Here is a 14,367-nt window from a genome sequence, read left to right on the forward strand (position 1 = left end):
CGACGATCAAGGCGACCGAAACAGACGTGATGGGCAGATTTGCGGTGATGGGCAGTGGCGAGCCGGACTAAAAAGTCGGCTTTGCCCATTCCACGACTACGCGCGAACCTGCGACTCGGGACACTAGTCGAGCACCGGTTCGGTCATCGCGAACCTCGCCTCCACCGACGCGTACACGTGCTGGAGGCGGGGTTCGAGGTCGAAGTTCGGGCCGCCGCCCGAGTCGGCGGCGAACGCCATCGCCCGCATCCCCACCGCGATGGGCGCGCCCTCCGCGGGTAGACCCGATCCGGAGAGACCCGCGTCGGCCAGTTGCAGCAGCCGGGTGATCCGCGCGCCGAGCGCCTCGGCGTACTCGCGGGCCCTGGTCAGGGCGTCGCCGATCGCGTCGTGGCGGGCCTGCCGGTAGGCCGGGCTGTCGGGACGCAGCGCCCAGTGCGGGCCGCCGACCGTCGTCTGGTCCTGGTCGGCGAGGCGGAGCATGAGCTCGCCCAGCACCGCGAAGTCGGTGACCGTCACCTGCAGCGTCACGCTGCCCCGGTAGCCGACGATCCGCTCACCGGCGCCCTTGGTCTCCGGGTACACGTAGACGCCGCTGGTCTCGCGACGCTCGATCGCCTCGGCGTACCCGTCGAGCAGCGCGCCCAGCGCCGTCGACCGCTCGGCCAGGCGGGCCAGCGCCGGCTGGCGCTCCCGGTCACGCGCGGACACCGTGACGCTCACGGTCGCGATCTCCGGCGGAACCTCACGGTTGATCTCGCCCCGGACGGCGACGACAGGCTCGGTCATGAACCAGACGCTATATCCGCGCGCGGAGCCGGGCGACCGCTGCCGCCACCCGGTCGTCGGACGCGGTGAGGGCCACCCGGACGTGCGTCGCGCCGGCCGGGCCGTAGAACTCGCCGGGCACGGCGAGGATCCCCAGCGTGGCCAGGCGCTCGACGGACTCCCAGCACGGCGTGCCGTCGGTGACCCACAGGAACAGCCCGGCCTCGGAGTCGTCGACCCGGAACCCGGCACCGGCGAGCGCACCGGCGAGCGCGTCGCGCCGCGCGGCGTAGAGCGCACGCTGCGCCTCGACGTGGGCCTCGTCACCGAGCGCCGCGACCATCGCCGCCTGCACCGGCGCCGGCACGATCAGCCCGCTGTGCTTGCGCACCTCCAGCAGCTCGCCGACCAGCTCCGGGTCGCCGGCGACGAACCCGGCCCGGTACCCGGCCAGGTTCGACCGCTTCGACAGCGAGTGCACCGCGAGCACACCGTCGGCACCGGCCACGCCGAGCGCCGAGACCGGCGGCGCCGACGGCTCCCAGCCGAGCGAGAGATAGCACTCGTCGCTGGCCACGACCGCTCCAGCGGCCCGGGCCCAGCCGATCGTCTCGGCGATCTTCGCGGGCGGCAGCACCCGGCCCGACGGGTTGCCGGGCGAGTTCAGCCAGACCAGCCGCACCCGTTCCGGGTCGACCTCGGCGGCCGGGTCGTCGGACCGGACCACCTCGGCACCGGCCAGCCGCGCCCCCACGTCGTACGTGGGGTAGCAGACCGACGGGATGACGACGACGTCACCGGCACCGAGCCCGAGCAGCGTCGGCAGCCCGGCCACGAGCTCCTTGGAGCCGATCGTGGGCAGCACTCCGAAGCCGTCGCTGATGCCGCAGTTCCGCGTCACCCAGTCGGTGATCGCGGCACGCAGCGCCGGGCTACCGGCGGTGAGCGGGTAGCCCGGCGAGTCGGCGGCACCGGCGAGCGCGGCCTGCACCGCGGCCGGCACCGGGTCGACCGGTGTTCCCATCGACAGGTCGACGATGCCGTCGGGGTGCTCCGCCGCCCGCTTCTTCGCGGGCGCCAGGGCGTCCCACGGGAAGTCGGGCAGCGAGCGGCGTAAGCCGTTCAGTGTCCGGTCTCCCTCGGCGGCTGCGCCGCGACGAAGGTGGCGTCCTTGTCGAGCTTCCCGACCTTCGACGCCCCGCCAGGCGACCCGAGGTCCTCGAAGAACTCGTAGTTCGCGCCGGTGTAGTCCTTCCACTGCTCCGGCACGTCGTCTTCGTAGAAGATCGCCTCGACCGGGCACACCGGCTCACACGCACCGCAGTCGACGCATTCGTCGGGGTGGATGTAGAGCATGCGGTTGCCCTCGTAGATGCAGTCGACGGGGCACTCTTCGATGCAGGCCTTGTCGAGCAGGTCAACGCAGGGTTCGGCAATTATGTAGGTCACGACTGTTGTTCCTCCCAGGGCGCTACCAGTCCGCGACGCCCATCCGGAGCTTAGTATCCCGGTTCGGGGGTGGTCGATCGTGCACGGTGGGGGCCTGAACCGACCCCTGACTTCTCCCGACGTCGGTCATCGGGTGGTGGTCCGCCGGATCGTGGGCCTGCAGGCCGGGCGCCCGGTGCAGTCCGACGCGATCGGCGTGCTCACGCGGGTCACCGAGACGCATCTCACAGTGCGCACGGCGGACGGTGACCTCGACATCGCGCTCGCGGCCGTGACGGCCGCGAAGCGCATCCCCGACCAGCGCGCCCGCAGCGCCACCGAGCGGCTCGAGCTGGTCGCGGCCGCCGGATGGCCGCCCGTGGAGAAGGGCCTTCTGGGGGACTGGCAGCTGCGCGCGTCGGGCGGGTGGACCGGGCGGGGCAACTCCGCGCTGGCCGTGGGCGACCCCGGGCTGCCCACGGCCGCGGCGGTCGACGCGGTGACCGCCTGGTACGCCGAGCGCGGCCAGCGGCCGATGATCGCCGTTCCGCTGCCCCTCGGGCGCCGGCTGCAGCCCGAGCTCGACCGACGCGGCTGGGTGACGATCACGCCGACGCTGGTCCAGACGGCTCTTCTCACCGATCTTCCCGCCACCCGCGACCCGGACGTGGCGCTCCTCACCGAGCCGACCGAGGCGTGGTTCGCCGGCGTGGGCGGACGCAAGGGCGGACTGCCACCGGCGGCGCGGACGATCCTCACCGGGGTGCCCGACGCCCGGTACGCCGCCGGCCTCTCCCCCGACGGCGCCCTCGTGGCCACCGCACGCGGCACGGTGACCGACGGCTGGTTGGGGATCACCGTGGTCGGGGTCGACCCGGCACACCGGCGGCAGGGATGGGCCCGCCGGCTCACGCTCGCCCTCGTGGCATGGGCGGCCGACGCCGGAGCCGAGCGGGCGTTCCTGCAGGTCGAGGAGACGAACACACCCGCGCGTGACCTGTACGAACGGCTCGGCTTCCGCACGGCGCACAAGTACGTGGTGCGGCTACCGCAGCGGCCCTGCTTACCTTAGGGGCAGAGCCTCGACGGCCCGGCGCAGCGCCCTCGACACCTGGCCGAACTCCCGCTCGTCGTGCGAGCTGAACAGCACCAGGTCACGACCCCGGTACCGGGCCTGCAGGTCGAGCCGCGGCGGCCAGCGGCGGGCGCTGACGATCGCGACGACGCACGGCACCACCAGCAGCACGGCTGCCAGCAGGAACGCCATCGGCGAGCGGACGATCGCCACCACCGGGATCACGATCGGCGTCTGCGCGATCGCGATCACGCTGCTGATCAGCACCGCCGGGTGGACCGGACCCCGCGAGATACCGAGGTCGGCCAGCTCGGACAGGGCGTACCGGTCGCGGGCGGTGTGCAGGAACTGGTTGGTGACGGCGACGTCGGCACCCCGGTAGTACCAGGTGACGGTCCGACGCGGCGGCATCGCGGACCCCGGTGCCGGTTCGACGTACTGGGCACTCATGGCGCCTCCTTGCATGGTGCGAGCGGTTTGCCCGCTGCGGCGGAGGCCTCGGTTGACGCTCCGGCCGCGGGTCTGAGCAGGGAAGTGACTCGCGCGCCACGCCGGCGGGGCGCTGCTCCGTAAAGCAGATGCGTGACGGTGCCGCATGTCGCTGCACGTCACGCCGTATCTGTGGGAGATGCCTCACCTGGTGTCCTATGCACCAGGGTGAAGGAACCCCAGTCCAATTTCGCATCACCCCAGTTCTGGATGCAAGTGCATCTGACGGGTCGCAAGTTGCATCATCTGCACGACAGCCGCCACTTCTTGACATCCGCATGCAGAACCTGGGTGTTTCGACTGATAATCTCCTGCACGATGGCGACTTCGCCCAGCCCTACCATGCTCCGCCGCCAGCTGGGCGCCGAACTCAGGCGGTTGCGCGAGCGTGCGCAACGCACGGTGGCCGAGGTCGCCAAGGAACTGGGTTGGTCGGAGTCGAAGCTCAGCCGCATCGAGACAGCCACGAGCAGCATCCGCAACGCCGACCTCGATCGGCTCGCGGAGTGCTACTCGCTGCCCGGTCCGGAGCGGTCCCGGCTGGTCAACCTGGCCACGTTGTCGCGCCAGCGGGCCTGGTGGGAGGGCTACGGCGACGCGCTCCTCGACCCGTACGAGACGTACATCGGGTTCGAGGCGGAGGCGGCCTCGATCTTCGCCTACGACGCGAGCATCGTGAACGGTCTTCTCCAGACCAGCGAGTACGCGAGTGCGATCATTAGAGCGGTGGCGGTCGGCGAACGGGCCGACGTCATCAGCCAGCGTGTTGCCGTTCGACTGGCGCGTCAGGCCGTCCTGACGCGGGAGCCTCCGCCGAAGTTGAGCGTGGTTCTCGACGAAGCGGTCCTCCGCAGACCCATCGGTGGCACCGATGTCATGCGGCGCCAGTTGATGCGGTTACTCGAGCTTGCCGAACAACCCCTGATCACAATTCAGGTGCTTCCGTTCACCGTTGGTGCCCACAAGGGGCTCGACGGATCGTTCAGCATCCTCGAGTTCGCCACCGAGGCCGACCGCCCGCTCGCCTACTGCGACGGGATGACCGGCGGCGTCTTCCGCAGCAAGTCGGACGACCTCCGGCGCTACTGGATGAGCCTGGAGTCGCTGCGATCGGCGGCGCTCGGGCCACAGGATTCCACTGAATTCATCTCCGAGGTCCTCCGCTCCTACGGCTGACCCGGTTCTTAAGAAAGGGAGCGGCTCCACAATGCCGTGGAAGAAGAGCACGCGTAGCGGCGCAAATGGATGCGTCGAAGTCAACGTCGCCCTGCCCGAGGTCGGCGTGCGGGACAGCAAGGACCCGCACAGCCCGGTCATCAGCTTCGCGCCCGAGTCCTGGAAGACGTTCGTCGACCAGGTGCGGGCGGGACGGTACGACCGACCGGCCGGCTGACCACCGCGCGTACCACCCCACCGATACGCGGCTCCACGACCCCCGCCCGCCAGCGGGGGTCATCGGCCTACCTGCGGACGACCTTGCGGGGCTTGGAACCGACCCGGTCGGCGTAGCGCTTCCACGCCTGCGACTTCCAGTCCTTGCCCATCGTCATCACGATCAGGGCGCCCAGGAAGCCGGCCACCAGCGTGATGCCGGCGTACCACCAGATCTGCCGGAAGAACAGGCCGGCGCCCTCGGCGAACGGCTGCTCACCCACCAGCAGCGGCCCCAGCAGCACGCTCAACAGGCAGCCGGCGCCCGCCGCGAACAGCAGGTCGGCCCAGACCCTCGGCATGGGATGCCGGCGCACCCAGCGGATCGCCGCGACGAACATCACGACTCCGATCGCGCCCAGGGTCACCAGCCCGACGCGGATCTCCCGGTCGTCGTCGCCGTCTGCCCACGTCTTCGCGACCACCCGTCCAACGACGTTGATCGCGAACAATCCCACCGCCAGCGCACCGACCGGCAGCCACCGCTCCCTCATGTCTTGCCTCTTTACCGTGCCGACGCCGCGTCGCCAAGGCCCGGACGCGGGATTGTTGCCGGCGTGGAAGCAAAAGCGTCAGATTTTGGGACGGAACGCGGTGAGCACCAGGCGGTAACCCGCCACCGCGTACGTGAGACTGCCGACGAGCATCGTCACGATGCCGACCCAGTTGGTGTCGGTCAGGAGGAGGTCGCCCTCGGTCTTGCGGCTCGACGCCACCACCATCACCGCCACCCACAGCACCGCGATCGCCGCCACGGGCAGGCGGCGGCCCGTCACCGCGACCGTGAACCAGATCAGGCCGGCGTTGACGACCACCGCGGCCACGACGGACACCGGCAGCCGGTACCCGTCCCAGTACAGCGACGAGAGGAACACCTCGAACGCCGCGGTGAGCACCGTCAGGCACACGGCCACCAGGAAACCCAGGATCCGCATGCCCAGGTCGACCCACCGCAGCCAGGGCGCCGGCCCGGCCTTCACCGGCCCGGTGCCTTTCACCAGGCTCACCCGGGCGGTCTCGGGCATGACGGTCATCGCGTGGACGGGACCGGCGCAGCCTGCCGGGACAGCCCCGCGAACAGGTCGCTCTCCCACCGGTTCGGACCGCCGCCCGGCCCGCGCCGGCCGGCAGCGAGCTGGTAGAACTCCATGCCCATGAATTCGGCGCCGAAGTTGCCGGCCACCGACAGCATCCAGTAGTTGTCCGGGATCTGGCTGGCGTGCGCCCGCACCGCGGTGACCTTCTGCTCCGCGAACTCCCGGCCGTCGACGCACGCGGCGATCAGCTCGTCTGGCGTGCCGAACGGCAGGTCGTCGACGTTCGTGACCTCGGCGAACGGGTTGTTGGCCGACCCGGCGAACTCCTCGATGCCGGCCTGGAGCGTGCTCTTCGGCACGGTCGTCCAGTAGATCTTGGCCGGGCCGATGCCCTCGGCGGCGGCGAGCTCGCACGCCCGCATCGTGACCCGGTGGGCCTGGATGTGGTCGGGGTGACCGTAGAAACCGTTGGGGTCGTACGTGACCGCGACCTGCGGACGGGTCTCGCGGATCACGTCGAGGAGCAGACCGGCGGCCTCGTCGAGGTCGGCCCGCCAGAACGCGCGCGGGTGGTCGTTGGTGGGCAGGCCCATCATCCCGGAGTCGCGGTAGCGGCCGGCGCCGCCGAGGAACCGGTGGTCGGTGACGCCCAGAGCGGCGCACGCGGCCGCGAGCTCGCCGATGCGGTACCCGCCGAGCTGGTCGGCCTGCCCCGCGGCCAGTTGGGAGAGCGCCGGGACGTGGATCTCGCCCTCCTCGCCGAGCGTGCAGGTGACGAGCGTCACCCGGTCGCCCGCGGCGGCGTACATGGCCATGGTGGCGCCGGTACCGATGGCCTCGTCGTCAGGATGAGCGTGGACGAAGAGGATGCTGCGGCCGGCCTCTTCGCGAGGGTGCGGCACGACGGCAGGGACGGGTTCGGGCACGACCGAAACTCTACGTTGCGATCCGCATGACAACCGAGCGCCGCACGGGTCACCATTCCCGGGTGGACTATCCGGAACTCGCTGCCCGAACCCGTCGCTTCTCGTACGGCACCCCGCGCGCGGTGTCCGTTTCGGCCGACGGCGACCGGGTGATCTTCCTGCGGTCCTCCGGACCGGAGGACGCGGTCGACCGCCTGTGGGTGTACGACGTCGGCACCGGCACCGAGCGGCTGATCGCCGACCCGGCCGAGCTCCACGCCCAGGCCGACCTGCCCGCCGAGGAGCGGGCGCTGCGCGAGCGGCTGCGCCTCACCGCGGCCGGCATCGGGTCCTACGCGCTCGACTCGGCCGGCGCGATCGCCGTGTTCGCGGTCGCCGGCGGGCTCTACCGGGCCGACCTGCGCACCGGTGAGGTCACCCACCTGCCGACGCAGGGCCCGGTGGTCGACCCGCGGCTCGACCCGGCCGGGCGGCGCATCGCGTACGTCACCGGCGGAAAGCTGTACGTGATCGACGCGCACGGCCGGGACTCGCTCCTCGCCGGCGAGGAAGGGGTCACCTGGGGCCTCGCCGAGTTCATCGCCGCCGAGGAGTTCCACCGCTTCCGGGGCTACTGGTGGTCGCCCGACGGGCGCACGATCCTCGCCGCCCGGGTCGACGAGTCCCGCGTCCCCCGGTTCCACCTGCACGACCCGGCGGCGCCCGACGCGGCGCCGACCACGGTGGCCTACCCCCACGCCGGAGCGGCGAACGCCGAGGTGACCCTGCACGTGCTCGACCTCGACGGCGGCTGGGTCGACGTGCACTGGGACCGCGAGACCTACCCCTACCTGGTCGCCGTCTCCTGGTCGGAGGCCGGTGGGCCGCTGATCGCGGTCCTGCGCCGGCTCCAGCAGCACGGCCTCGTCCTGGCCGTCGACGCGCGCACCGGCGAGACCCAGGTGCACGCCGAGCTGGCCGACCCGCGCTGGGTGGAGCCGGTCACCGGCACCCCCGCCTACCTGCCCGACGGGCGGGTGCTGGTCGGCGGGGAGCTGGCCCACGAGGGCTTCGACGCCCGCTGCCTGTTCGCCGACGGCAGCCTGCTCACCCCGCCGAACCTGTACGTGCGGCGGGTGTGCGGACGCTCGCGCAACGACCTGATCATCGAGGCCGGCGAGGGCGAGCCCAGCGAGCAGCACGTCTTCCGGGTGTCGCTGCGGCCCACGGGCACCGCCGAGGCCCGCCGCGTCACCACGACGGCCGGCTGGCACTCGGCCGCCGTCGGCGGCGACACGATCGTGATCGCGGCCCAGTCGCTCGACCACTCCGGGCCGGAGTACACCGTGCACCGCAGCGGAGCCCCGGTCGGCGCGCTCGTCTCGCACGCCGCCCAGCCGCCGTACGCACCCCGGCCGGCGCTGGAGCGCGTCACCGACCGGCGGCTGCCGACGGGCGTCCTGTACCCCCGCAACCACGTGTCCGGGCGCAAGCTGCCGGTGCTGGTCGACGTCTACGGCGGGCCGGGGCACCAGGAGGTGGTCGCCGTCCGCGCCCGGTGGCAGGAGCGGCAGTGGTGGGCCGACGCCGGGTTCGCCGTCGTCGTGATCGACAACCGGGGGACGCCCGGCGTGTCGCCGAGCTTCGACAAGGCGATCCACCGGCGCTTCGCCGACGTGATCCTCACCGACCAGGTGGAGGCGCTCGGCGCGCTCGCCGACAAGCACCCCGACCTCGACCTCTCCCGGGTGTCGATCCGGGGCTGGTCGTTCGGCGGCTGGCTGTCGGCGCTCGCGGTGCTGCGGCGCCCCGACGTGTACCACTGCGCCGTCGTCGGTGCGCCGGTCACCGACTGGACGCTGTACGACACCGCCTACACCGAGCGCTACCTCGGGCTGCCGGCCGACACGCCCGACATCTACGCGCACAACTCGCTGCTGGAGCTCGCGCTCGACCCGCCGGGCTCGCCCGAGGAGGCCCGGCCGATGCTGCTGATCCACGGCATGGTCGACGACAACGTGTTCTCGGCGCACACGCTGCGGCTGTCGGCGGCCCTGCTCGGGTCCGGACGGCCGCACGCGGTGATCCCGCTGACCGGCGCCACCCACATGGCCGCCGGCGGCCTCGCCGAGAAGCTGCTCCGCGTCGAGCTCGACTTCATCCGCCGCAACCTGGGAGACGGTCATGCTGCTTGACGCGAACCGGCTCGCCACCGAGCTCGAGGCGCTCCCGGGCTGGTCCGCCGTGGGGCCGGCGTCGCCTGGACCGAGGAGCGGAGGGAGCGAAGCGACCGGAGTGACGAGGGAAGGCGACGCCTCCGGAGGCCCCGCGGCCCGCGCCCGCGGAGGCGGGCGCATCAGGCAGAGCCCGGACGCCATCACCCGCACCGTCGAGACCGAGAGCTTCCCGGCCGCGATCGCCCTGGTCAACGCCGTGGCCGAGGCGGCGGAAGCGGCCGATCACCATCCGGACATCGACATCCGTTGGCGCACCGTTACGTTCTCCTTAAGCACGCATTCGGCCGGCGGCGTGACCAGCAAGGACATCGCCATGGCCGCGAAGATCAATGAGCTGACCAGGTAAAACGGGAACCTCCCCATCGATCGGTCCGTACCCCACGGAAGAAACGGTTCGGCCGCCGCGCCGACCCGGCCTGGGGAGGAGATCCATGGGCAAGAGGCCCGTCATCATTCCAACGGTCGCGATCGCGGTCGTCGCCGTCGGCGCCATGACCATCCCGGCGCTCGCCGACGACGGTGGCGGCGACGCGCCCAGCGGCAACGGCGGACTGCCGGCCGCCACCGGCGCCCAGGCGGGCGTCGCCCCGCAGACGCTCGCCGCGCTGCAGCGCGACCTCGGCCTGACCGAGGACGAGGCCCGCGCCCGGGTCCGCAAGGACCGGTGGGCCACCCGCACCGCCCGCTCGCTGCGCGCCGCGCTCGGCGACACCTACGCCGGTGCCTGGGTGAACCGCGAAGGCACCCAGATGACCGTCGGTGTCACCACCGCCGCGGCGGCCGAGCGGGTCCGCGCCACCGGCGCCGAGCCCAAGGTCGTCGCCCGGAGCGCGAAGACGCTCGACACGCTGAAGTCCCGCCTCGACAGCAGCGCCGGCCGAACGGCGTCGGCCGTCTCCGGCTGGTTCGTCGACGTCTCGTCGAACACCGTGACCGTCGTCGCGCGTCCCGGCAAGGAGGCCGCGGCGACCGCGGCCGTCAACGCGACCGGCGTGGCCCGCGACGCCGTCAAGGTCGTCGGCTCGACCGCCGACCCGCGGCCGCTGGCCGACCTGCGCGGCGGCGACCCGTACCTCATCGGCGGCGCCTCCCGCTGCTCGATCGGCTTCCCGGTGCAGGGCGGCTTCGTCACCGCGGGACACTGCGGCGACGTCGGCGACACCACCACCGGCGCCATCGACGGCCGGCAGGTGGCACAGGGCGTCGTGCGGGCATCGTCGTTCCCGGTCGACGACTTCGGCTTCGTCGAGACCAACAACCAGTGGACGCCCACCGCGGTGGTCGCCGCACGCGAACCTGGCGACCCTAACGCCGTGACCGACCTCGTGCCGGTCGCCGGATCCGAGGAGGCGCCGGTCGGCGCCGCGATCTGCCGCACCGGCTCGACCACCGGCACGTTCTGCGGCCGGGTCACGGCGCTGAACGCCACGGTGAACTACGGCGGCGGCGACATCGTCAACGGGCTTACCCGCACCGACGTCTGCGCCGAACCCGGCGACTCCGGCGGCTCGTGGATCAGCGGCAACCAGGCGCAGGGCGTGACGTCCGGCGGCTCGGGTGACTGCACCGTCGGCGGCGAGACGTTCTTCCAGCCGGTCAACGAGATCCTCCAGCGCAACAACCTGACGCTGACCACCGACGGAACCGAGCCCGCGGAGCCGGAGGAGCCCGCCGCGCCGGAGAACCCGGCTCCGGCCAACTGCACCGGCTTCGAGGCGTCCGTGAACGGCACCCTGACCGCCACCGGTGCCCGCCAGGCCACCCAGTTCTTCCGGGCCCGCGCCGGCACCCACACCGCGTGCATCGCCGGCCCGGCGAACACCGACTTCGACGTGGCCCTGCAGCGGTGGACCGGCCGCAACTGGCAGACCGTCGGCGACGCGAACAACGCGACCTCGTCGGACACGTTGAGGTTCAGCGGCCCGGCCGGTACGTACCGTTACCAGATCCGCTCGCAGAGCGGCGCCGGCGCCTACACCATGGGCGTCGACATTCCGTAGAACTTCCGCTTCTGCGCGAATAGGGTCCTCGTAGGGAGCCGGTACGCCCAACAGGCGCGCCGGCTCCTTACATTCGCCCTACAGTTCAGACGCATGACGCACTTCGACGCAGCCTCGGCGGCGGTCGAGGCGGCACTGGCAGCGGGCGCCCGGTACGCCGACGCCCGCGCCATGCACCGCCGCTACGAATCGATGACCGCACGCAATGGCGCAGTGACCGCACTGCTGGAGAACGAGGACGCCGGCATCGGTGTACGGGCGCTGGTGGGCTCGTCCTGGGGCTACTACGCGGTGCCCGACCTCGGTACCGCCGCCGCCCGGCGGGCCGGTGGCCGCGCGGCCGAGATCGCCGCGGCGAGCGCCTCCGTACCCGGGCCGGCGATCGACCTGGTGCACGTCGACCCACAGGTCGGCACCTGGGAGAGCCGGTGCGACGAGGACCCGCTCGCGGTCCCGCTGTCGGAGAAGGGCGATCTGCTCACGGGCGTCACCGCGACGGCCCACCGGGCGGGCGCCGACGTCGCGCAGGCGCTCTACCAGATCTGGACCACCGGGACCTGGCTGGTGTCGTCGGCGGGGCACCGGGTCGAGCAGCACATCCGCAAGAGCGGCGCGGGCATGTCGGCCACCGCGATCGGCGACGAGGAGACCCAGCGCCGGTCCTACCCGTCGATGCGGGGCGACTACGGGACCCGCGGGTGGGAGCTGGTCCGCGAGATCGACCTTCCGGCCAATGCCGAACGGATCGCCGAGGAGGCGCGTGCGCTGCTGACGGCGCCGCTGTGCCCGGCCGGCGAGACGACGCTGATCATCGGCGGCGACCAGATGATGCTGCAGATCCACGAGTCGGTCGGCCACGCGATCGAGCTCGACCGGATCCTCGGCTGGGAGGCCGCGATGGCCGGCACCTCCTGGCTCGACCTCAGCAAGCTGGGGTCGCTGCGGTACGGGTCCGAGCTGATGAACATCGTCATCGACCCGTCCATCGAGGGCGCGCTCGGCTCGTTCGGCTTCGACGACGAGGGCACCCCGGCGCAGCGCCGGTACGCGGTGCGCGACGGCATCTGGGTCGGCGTGCTCGCCGGTCGCGACTCCGCGGCGGTCGCGGGGCTCGACTACGGCGGCAGCGTGCGCGCCGACGGCTGGGCCCGGATGCCGATGGTGCGGATGACGAACGTCGGCTTCGAGCCGGGCCCGCACACCACCGAGGAGATCATCGCGTCGACCGACGACGGGATCATGGTGGAGTCGAACCGGTCCTGGTCGATCGACGACAAGCGGCTCAACTTCCAGTTCGGGTGCGAGATCGGCTGGGAGGTCAAGAACGGCAAACGGGGCCGGATGCTGCGCAACCCGACGTACACCGGCATCGGGCCGACGTTCTGGCAGTCGATGGACATGCTCTCCAACGACGTCGTGCCCTACGGAACACCGAACTGCGGCAAGGGCCAGCCGGGCCAGGTCGGGCACACCGCCCACCCGGCCGCACCGGCCCGCTTCCAGAACGTGCGGGTGGGGGTACGGGGCTGATGAACACCGCGGAACTTGCCGCCAGGGCGCTCGAGCTGGCGAAGGCCGGGCTCGCCGACGGCGCCGAGGTCGAGGCGCTCGCCTCGCAGGAGCGCGCCGGGCTCACCCGGTTCGCGAACTCCTACGTCCACCAGCACGTGGCCGAGGAGTCGCAGGCCGTCACGCTGCGGGTCCACCTCGATGGACGCACCGCGACCGCCAGCACCAGCCGCACCGACGACGAAGGCCTGCGCGTCCTCGTCGACCGGCTCGCCGCCGCGGCCCGGCTGCTGCCGCCCGACCCGCAGTGGCCCGGCCTCACCGCGCCGGAGCCGCCCGCCGACGGCGCGCCGCCCGACCCGGCCATCCTCGAGGTCACACCGGCAGCGCGCACCGAGCGCGTCAAGGCGTTCGTCGACGCGACGAGCGGCCTGCTCGCGGCCGGGTACTGCAGCACCGGCTGGACCTCGGGCAGCTTCGTCAACTCGGCCGGTCACTCGCTCACGTCGGAGTACACCGAGGCGGCCTTCGACGGCGTGGCCCGCGCCGGCACGTCGTCGACGCCGGCCGACGGCGTCGCCCGGCACTCGTCACCGCGGCTGGCCGACATCGACGGCGCGGTGCTGGGTGCCCGCGCCGCGGCGAAGGCCCGCGCCTCGGTGTCGCCCGCGTACCTGCCGCCCGGCGACTACGAGGTGGTCCTGGAACCGGAGGCGGTCAGCGACATCCTCGGGTCCCTCGCCTACTACTGCTTCAACGGCAAGGCGTTCACCGAGCGCCAGGCGTTCGCGCAGCCGGGCGTCGCGCAGTTCGACCCCGCGCTGTCCGTCGTCGACGACCCGACCGTCGGTGGACTGCCGTTCGACCGCGAGGGGACCCCGAAGCGGCGGCTCGACCTGGTCCGTGACGGCGTGACGACCGGGCTGACGCACAACCGCCGGACGGCGGTCGAGGTGGGCGCCACCTCCACCGGGCACGCGCTCCCCGGCGACGACACCTGGGGACCCATCGCGACGAATCTCACGATCGAGCCGGTCGGCGACGGCCCCACCAACACCGTCGACTCGGTCGCGGCGCTGGTGGCCCAGGTCGAACGCGGGCTGCTGGTCACCGACATCTGGTACACGCGGGTCCTCGACCCGCGCCCGTTGATCATGACCGGGCTCACCCGCAACGGCGTGTGGCTCATCGAGAACGGCGAGATCGCCGGACCCGTGCGCAACCTCCGGTTCACCCAGGCCTATCCACAGGCGCTGGCGCCCGGCCGGGTCCTCGGAATCGGCTCGCACGCGGTGAGCCAGCCGGCGCACGGATTCGGATTCTCCGCGTTCAAGGCGCCGGCGCTGAGGCTGGCCTCATGGCGGTTCACCGGCGGCGCCGAAGGCTGAAGCACCGGCACCGCAAGTGCCTCTTCGTCACATCGCGCGGCCCCATCTCGGCTGGTGGAACCCCCGGGCGTAACGTGTGCAACGTCTGCACTCAAAACCG

Annotated in this window: 15 protein-coding genes; 8 read left to right on the plus strand and 7 right to left on the minus strand. The window is 72.2% G+C overall.

Features of this window, described 5'->3' with window-relative positions:
- Positions 1-123: 123 nt before the first annotated feature.
- From Voc01_RS25895 to fdxA, 3 genes are read right to left on the minus strand one after another with little or no spacing between them, the layout of a single operon-like run.
- On the minus strand, positions 124-789 hold the full coding sequence (locus Voc01_RS25895; RefSeq protein WP_203930151.1) for an SIMPL domain-containing protein: 666 nt from the start codon (positions 787-789) through the stop codon (positions 124-126).
- A 10-nt stretch (positions 790-799) separates the two neighbouring features.
- The gene (dapC, locus tag Voc01_RS25900; protein WP_239160494.1) at positions 800-1,894 is read right to left on the minus strand and encodes a succinyldiaminopimelate transaminase; all 1,095 of its coding nucleotides are present in this window, start codon (positions 1,892-1,894) and stop codon (positions 800-802) included.
- A complete protein-coding gene (gene fdxA, locus Voc01_RS25905) occupies positions 1,891-2,217 on the minus strand; it encodes a ferredoxin (protein WP_239160490.1) in 327 nt (108 codons plus the stop codon). Before fdxA ends, dapC begins: the two co-directional genes overlap by 4 nt.
- Before the next feature lie 133 nt (positions 2,218-2,350).
- On the opposite strand from fdxA, the gene Voc01_RS25910 reads away from it, so the two are divergent.
- Positions 2,351-3,268: a GNAT family N-acetyltransferase gene (locus tag Voc01_RS25910; RefSeq protein ID WP_373873871.1), complete on the plus strand. Its 918-nt coding sequence runs from the start codon at positions 2,351-2,353 to the stop codon at positions 3,266-3,268.
- Here the strand turns inward: Voc01_RS25910 and Voc01_RS25915 are convergent.
- Positions 3,260-3,721 (minus strand): DUF6232 family protein, encoded by a 462-nt coding sequence (locus Voc01_RS25915; RefSeq protein ID WP_203930153.1) that lies wholly within the window; start codon positions 3,719-3,721, stop codon positions 3,260-3,262. The genes Voc01_RS25910 and Voc01_RS25915 overlap by 9 nt on opposite strands.
- A 207-nt stretch (positions 3,722-3,928) precedes the next feature.
- On the opposite strand from Voc01_RS25915, the gene Voc01_RS25920 reads away from it, so the two are divergent.
- Both Voc01_RS25920 and Voc01_RS25925 read left to right on the plus strand, forming a co-directional pair.
- Positions 3,929-4,936, plus strand: coding sequence for a helix-turn-helix domain-containing protein (locus tag Voc01_RS25920; protein WP_239160491.1), 1,008 nt, complete (start codon positions 3,929-3,931; stop codon positions 4,934-4,936).
- Between the two features lie 31 nt (positions 4,937-4,967).
- On the plus strand, positions 4,968-5,153 hold the full coding sequence (locus Voc01_RS25925) for a DUF397 domain-containing protein (protein ID WP_203930154.1): 186 nt from the start codon (positions 4,968-4,970) through the stop codon (positions 5,151-5,153).
- Positions 5,154-5,220: 67 nt separating this feature from the next.
- Here the strand turns inward: Voc01_RS25925 and Voc01_RS25930 are convergent, their stop codons facing one another.
- The 3 genes from Voc01_RS25930 to mshB form a co-directional block, all read right to left on the minus strand.
- Positions 5,221-5,685 carry a hypothetical protein gene (locus Voc01_RS25930; protein WP_203930155.1) on the minus strand — a complete coding sequence of 155 codons (465 nt, stop codon included), beginning with the start codon at positions 5,683-5,685 and terminating at the stop codon, positions 5,221-5,223.
- 78 nt (positions 5,686-5,763) lie between these two features.
- Entirely contained in the window at positions 5,764-6,225 is a 462-nt protein-coding gene (locus tag Voc01_RS25935; RefSeq protein WP_203930156.1) for a hypothetical protein, read from the minus strand.
- On the minus strand, positions 6,222-7,154 hold the full coding sequence (mshB, locus tag Voc01_RS25940; RefSeq protein ID WP_239160492.1) for an N-acetyl-1-D-myo-inositol-2-amino-2-deoxy-alpha-D-glucopyranoside deacetylase: 933 nt from the start codon (positions 7,152-7,154) through the stop codon (positions 6,222-6,224). The genes Voc01_RS25935 and mshB overlap by 4 nt, the downstream gene beginning before the upstream one ends.
- Before the next feature lie 62 nt (positions 7,155-7,216).
- Here mshB and Voc01_RS25945 point away from each other — a divergent pair, with 62 nt between their 5' ends.
- The 5 genes from Voc01_RS25945 to Voc01_RS25965 all read left to right on the plus strand — a co-directional run bounded on the left by Voc01_RS25945 (position 7,217) and on the right by Voc01_RS25965 (position 14,267).
- Positions 7,217-9,328: a S9 family peptidase gene (locus Voc01_RS25945; protein WP_203930157.1), complete on the plus strand. Its 2,112-nt coding sequence runs from the start codon at positions 7,217-7,219 to the stop codon at positions 9,326-9,328.
- Entirely contained in the window at positions 9,318-9,716 is a 399-nt protein-coding gene (locus Voc01_RS54700; RefSeq protein WP_203930158.1) for a 4a-hydroxytetrahydrobiopterin dehydratase, read from the plus strand. The genes Voc01_RS25945 and Voc01_RS54700 overlap by 11 nt, the downstream gene beginning before the upstream one ends.
- A gap of 85 nt (positions 9,717-9,801) precedes the next feature.
- On the plus strand, positions 9,802-11,370 hold the full coding sequence (locus Voc01_RS25955; RefSeq protein WP_203930159.1) for a S1 family peptidase: 1,569 nt from the start codon (positions 9,802-9,804) through the stop codon (positions 11,368-11,370).
- A 93-nt stretch (positions 11,371-11,463) separates the two neighbouring features.
- On the plus strand, positions 11,464-12,900 hold the full coding sequence (locus Voc01_RS25960; protein WP_203930160.1) for a TldD/PmbA family protein: 1,437 nt from the start codon (positions 11,464-11,466) through the stop codon (positions 12,898-12,900).
- Positions 12,900-14,267, plus strand: coding sequence for a TldD/PmbA family protein (locus tag Voc01_RS25965; protein ID WP_203930161.1), 1,368 nt, complete (start codon positions 12,900-12,902; stop codon positions 14,265-14,267). The genes Voc01_RS25960 and Voc01_RS25965 overlap by 1 nt, the downstream gene beginning before the upstream one ends.
- Positions 14,268-14,367 lie beyond the last annotated feature (100 nt).

The sequence above is a fragment of the Virgisporangium ochraceum genome (genome assembly GCF_016863655.1).
Classification (GTDB): domain Bacteria; phylum Actinomycetota; class Actinomycetes; order Mycobacteriales; family Micromonosporaceae; genus Virgisporangium; species Virgisporangium ochraceum.

Coding starts and splice junctions, on each gene's coding strand:
- Voc01_RS25915 (WP_203930153.1), bottom strand. CDS start 3,721: ATGAGTGCCCAGTACGTCGAACCGGCACCGGGGTCCGCGATGCCGCCG.
- Voc01_RS25965 (WP_203930161.1), top strand. CDS start 12,900: ATGAACACCGCGGAACTTGCCGCCAGGGCGCTCGAGCTGGCGAAGGCC.
- Voc01_RS54700 (WP_203930158.1), top strand. CDS start 9,318: ATGCTGCTTGACGCGAACCGGCTCGCCACCGAGCTCGAGGCGCTCCCG.
- Voc01_RS25930 (WP_203930155.1), bottom strand. CDS start 5,685: ATGAGGGAGCGGTGGCTGCCGGTCGGTGCGCTGGCGGTGGGATTGTTC.
- Voc01_RS25895 (WP_203930151.1), bottom strand. CDS start 789: ATGACCGAGCCTGTCGTCGCCGTCCGGGGCGAGATCAACCGTGAGGTT.
- Voc01_RS25960 (WP_203930160.1), top strand. CDS start 11,464: ATGACGCACTTCGACGCAGCCTCGGCGGCGGTCGAGGCGGCACTGGCA.
- Voc01_RS25925 (WP_203930154.1), top strand. CDS start 4,968: ATGCCGTGGAAGAAGAGCACGCGTAGCGGCGCAAATGGATGCGTCGAA.
- Voc01_RS25935 (WP_203930156.1), bottom strand. CDS start 6,225: ATGACCGTCATGCCCGAGACCGCCCGGGTGAGCCTGGTGAAAGGCACC.
- Voc01_RS25955 (WP_203930159.1), top strand. CDS start 9,802: ATGGGCAAGAGGCCCGTCATCATTCCAACGGTCGCGATCGCGGTCGTC.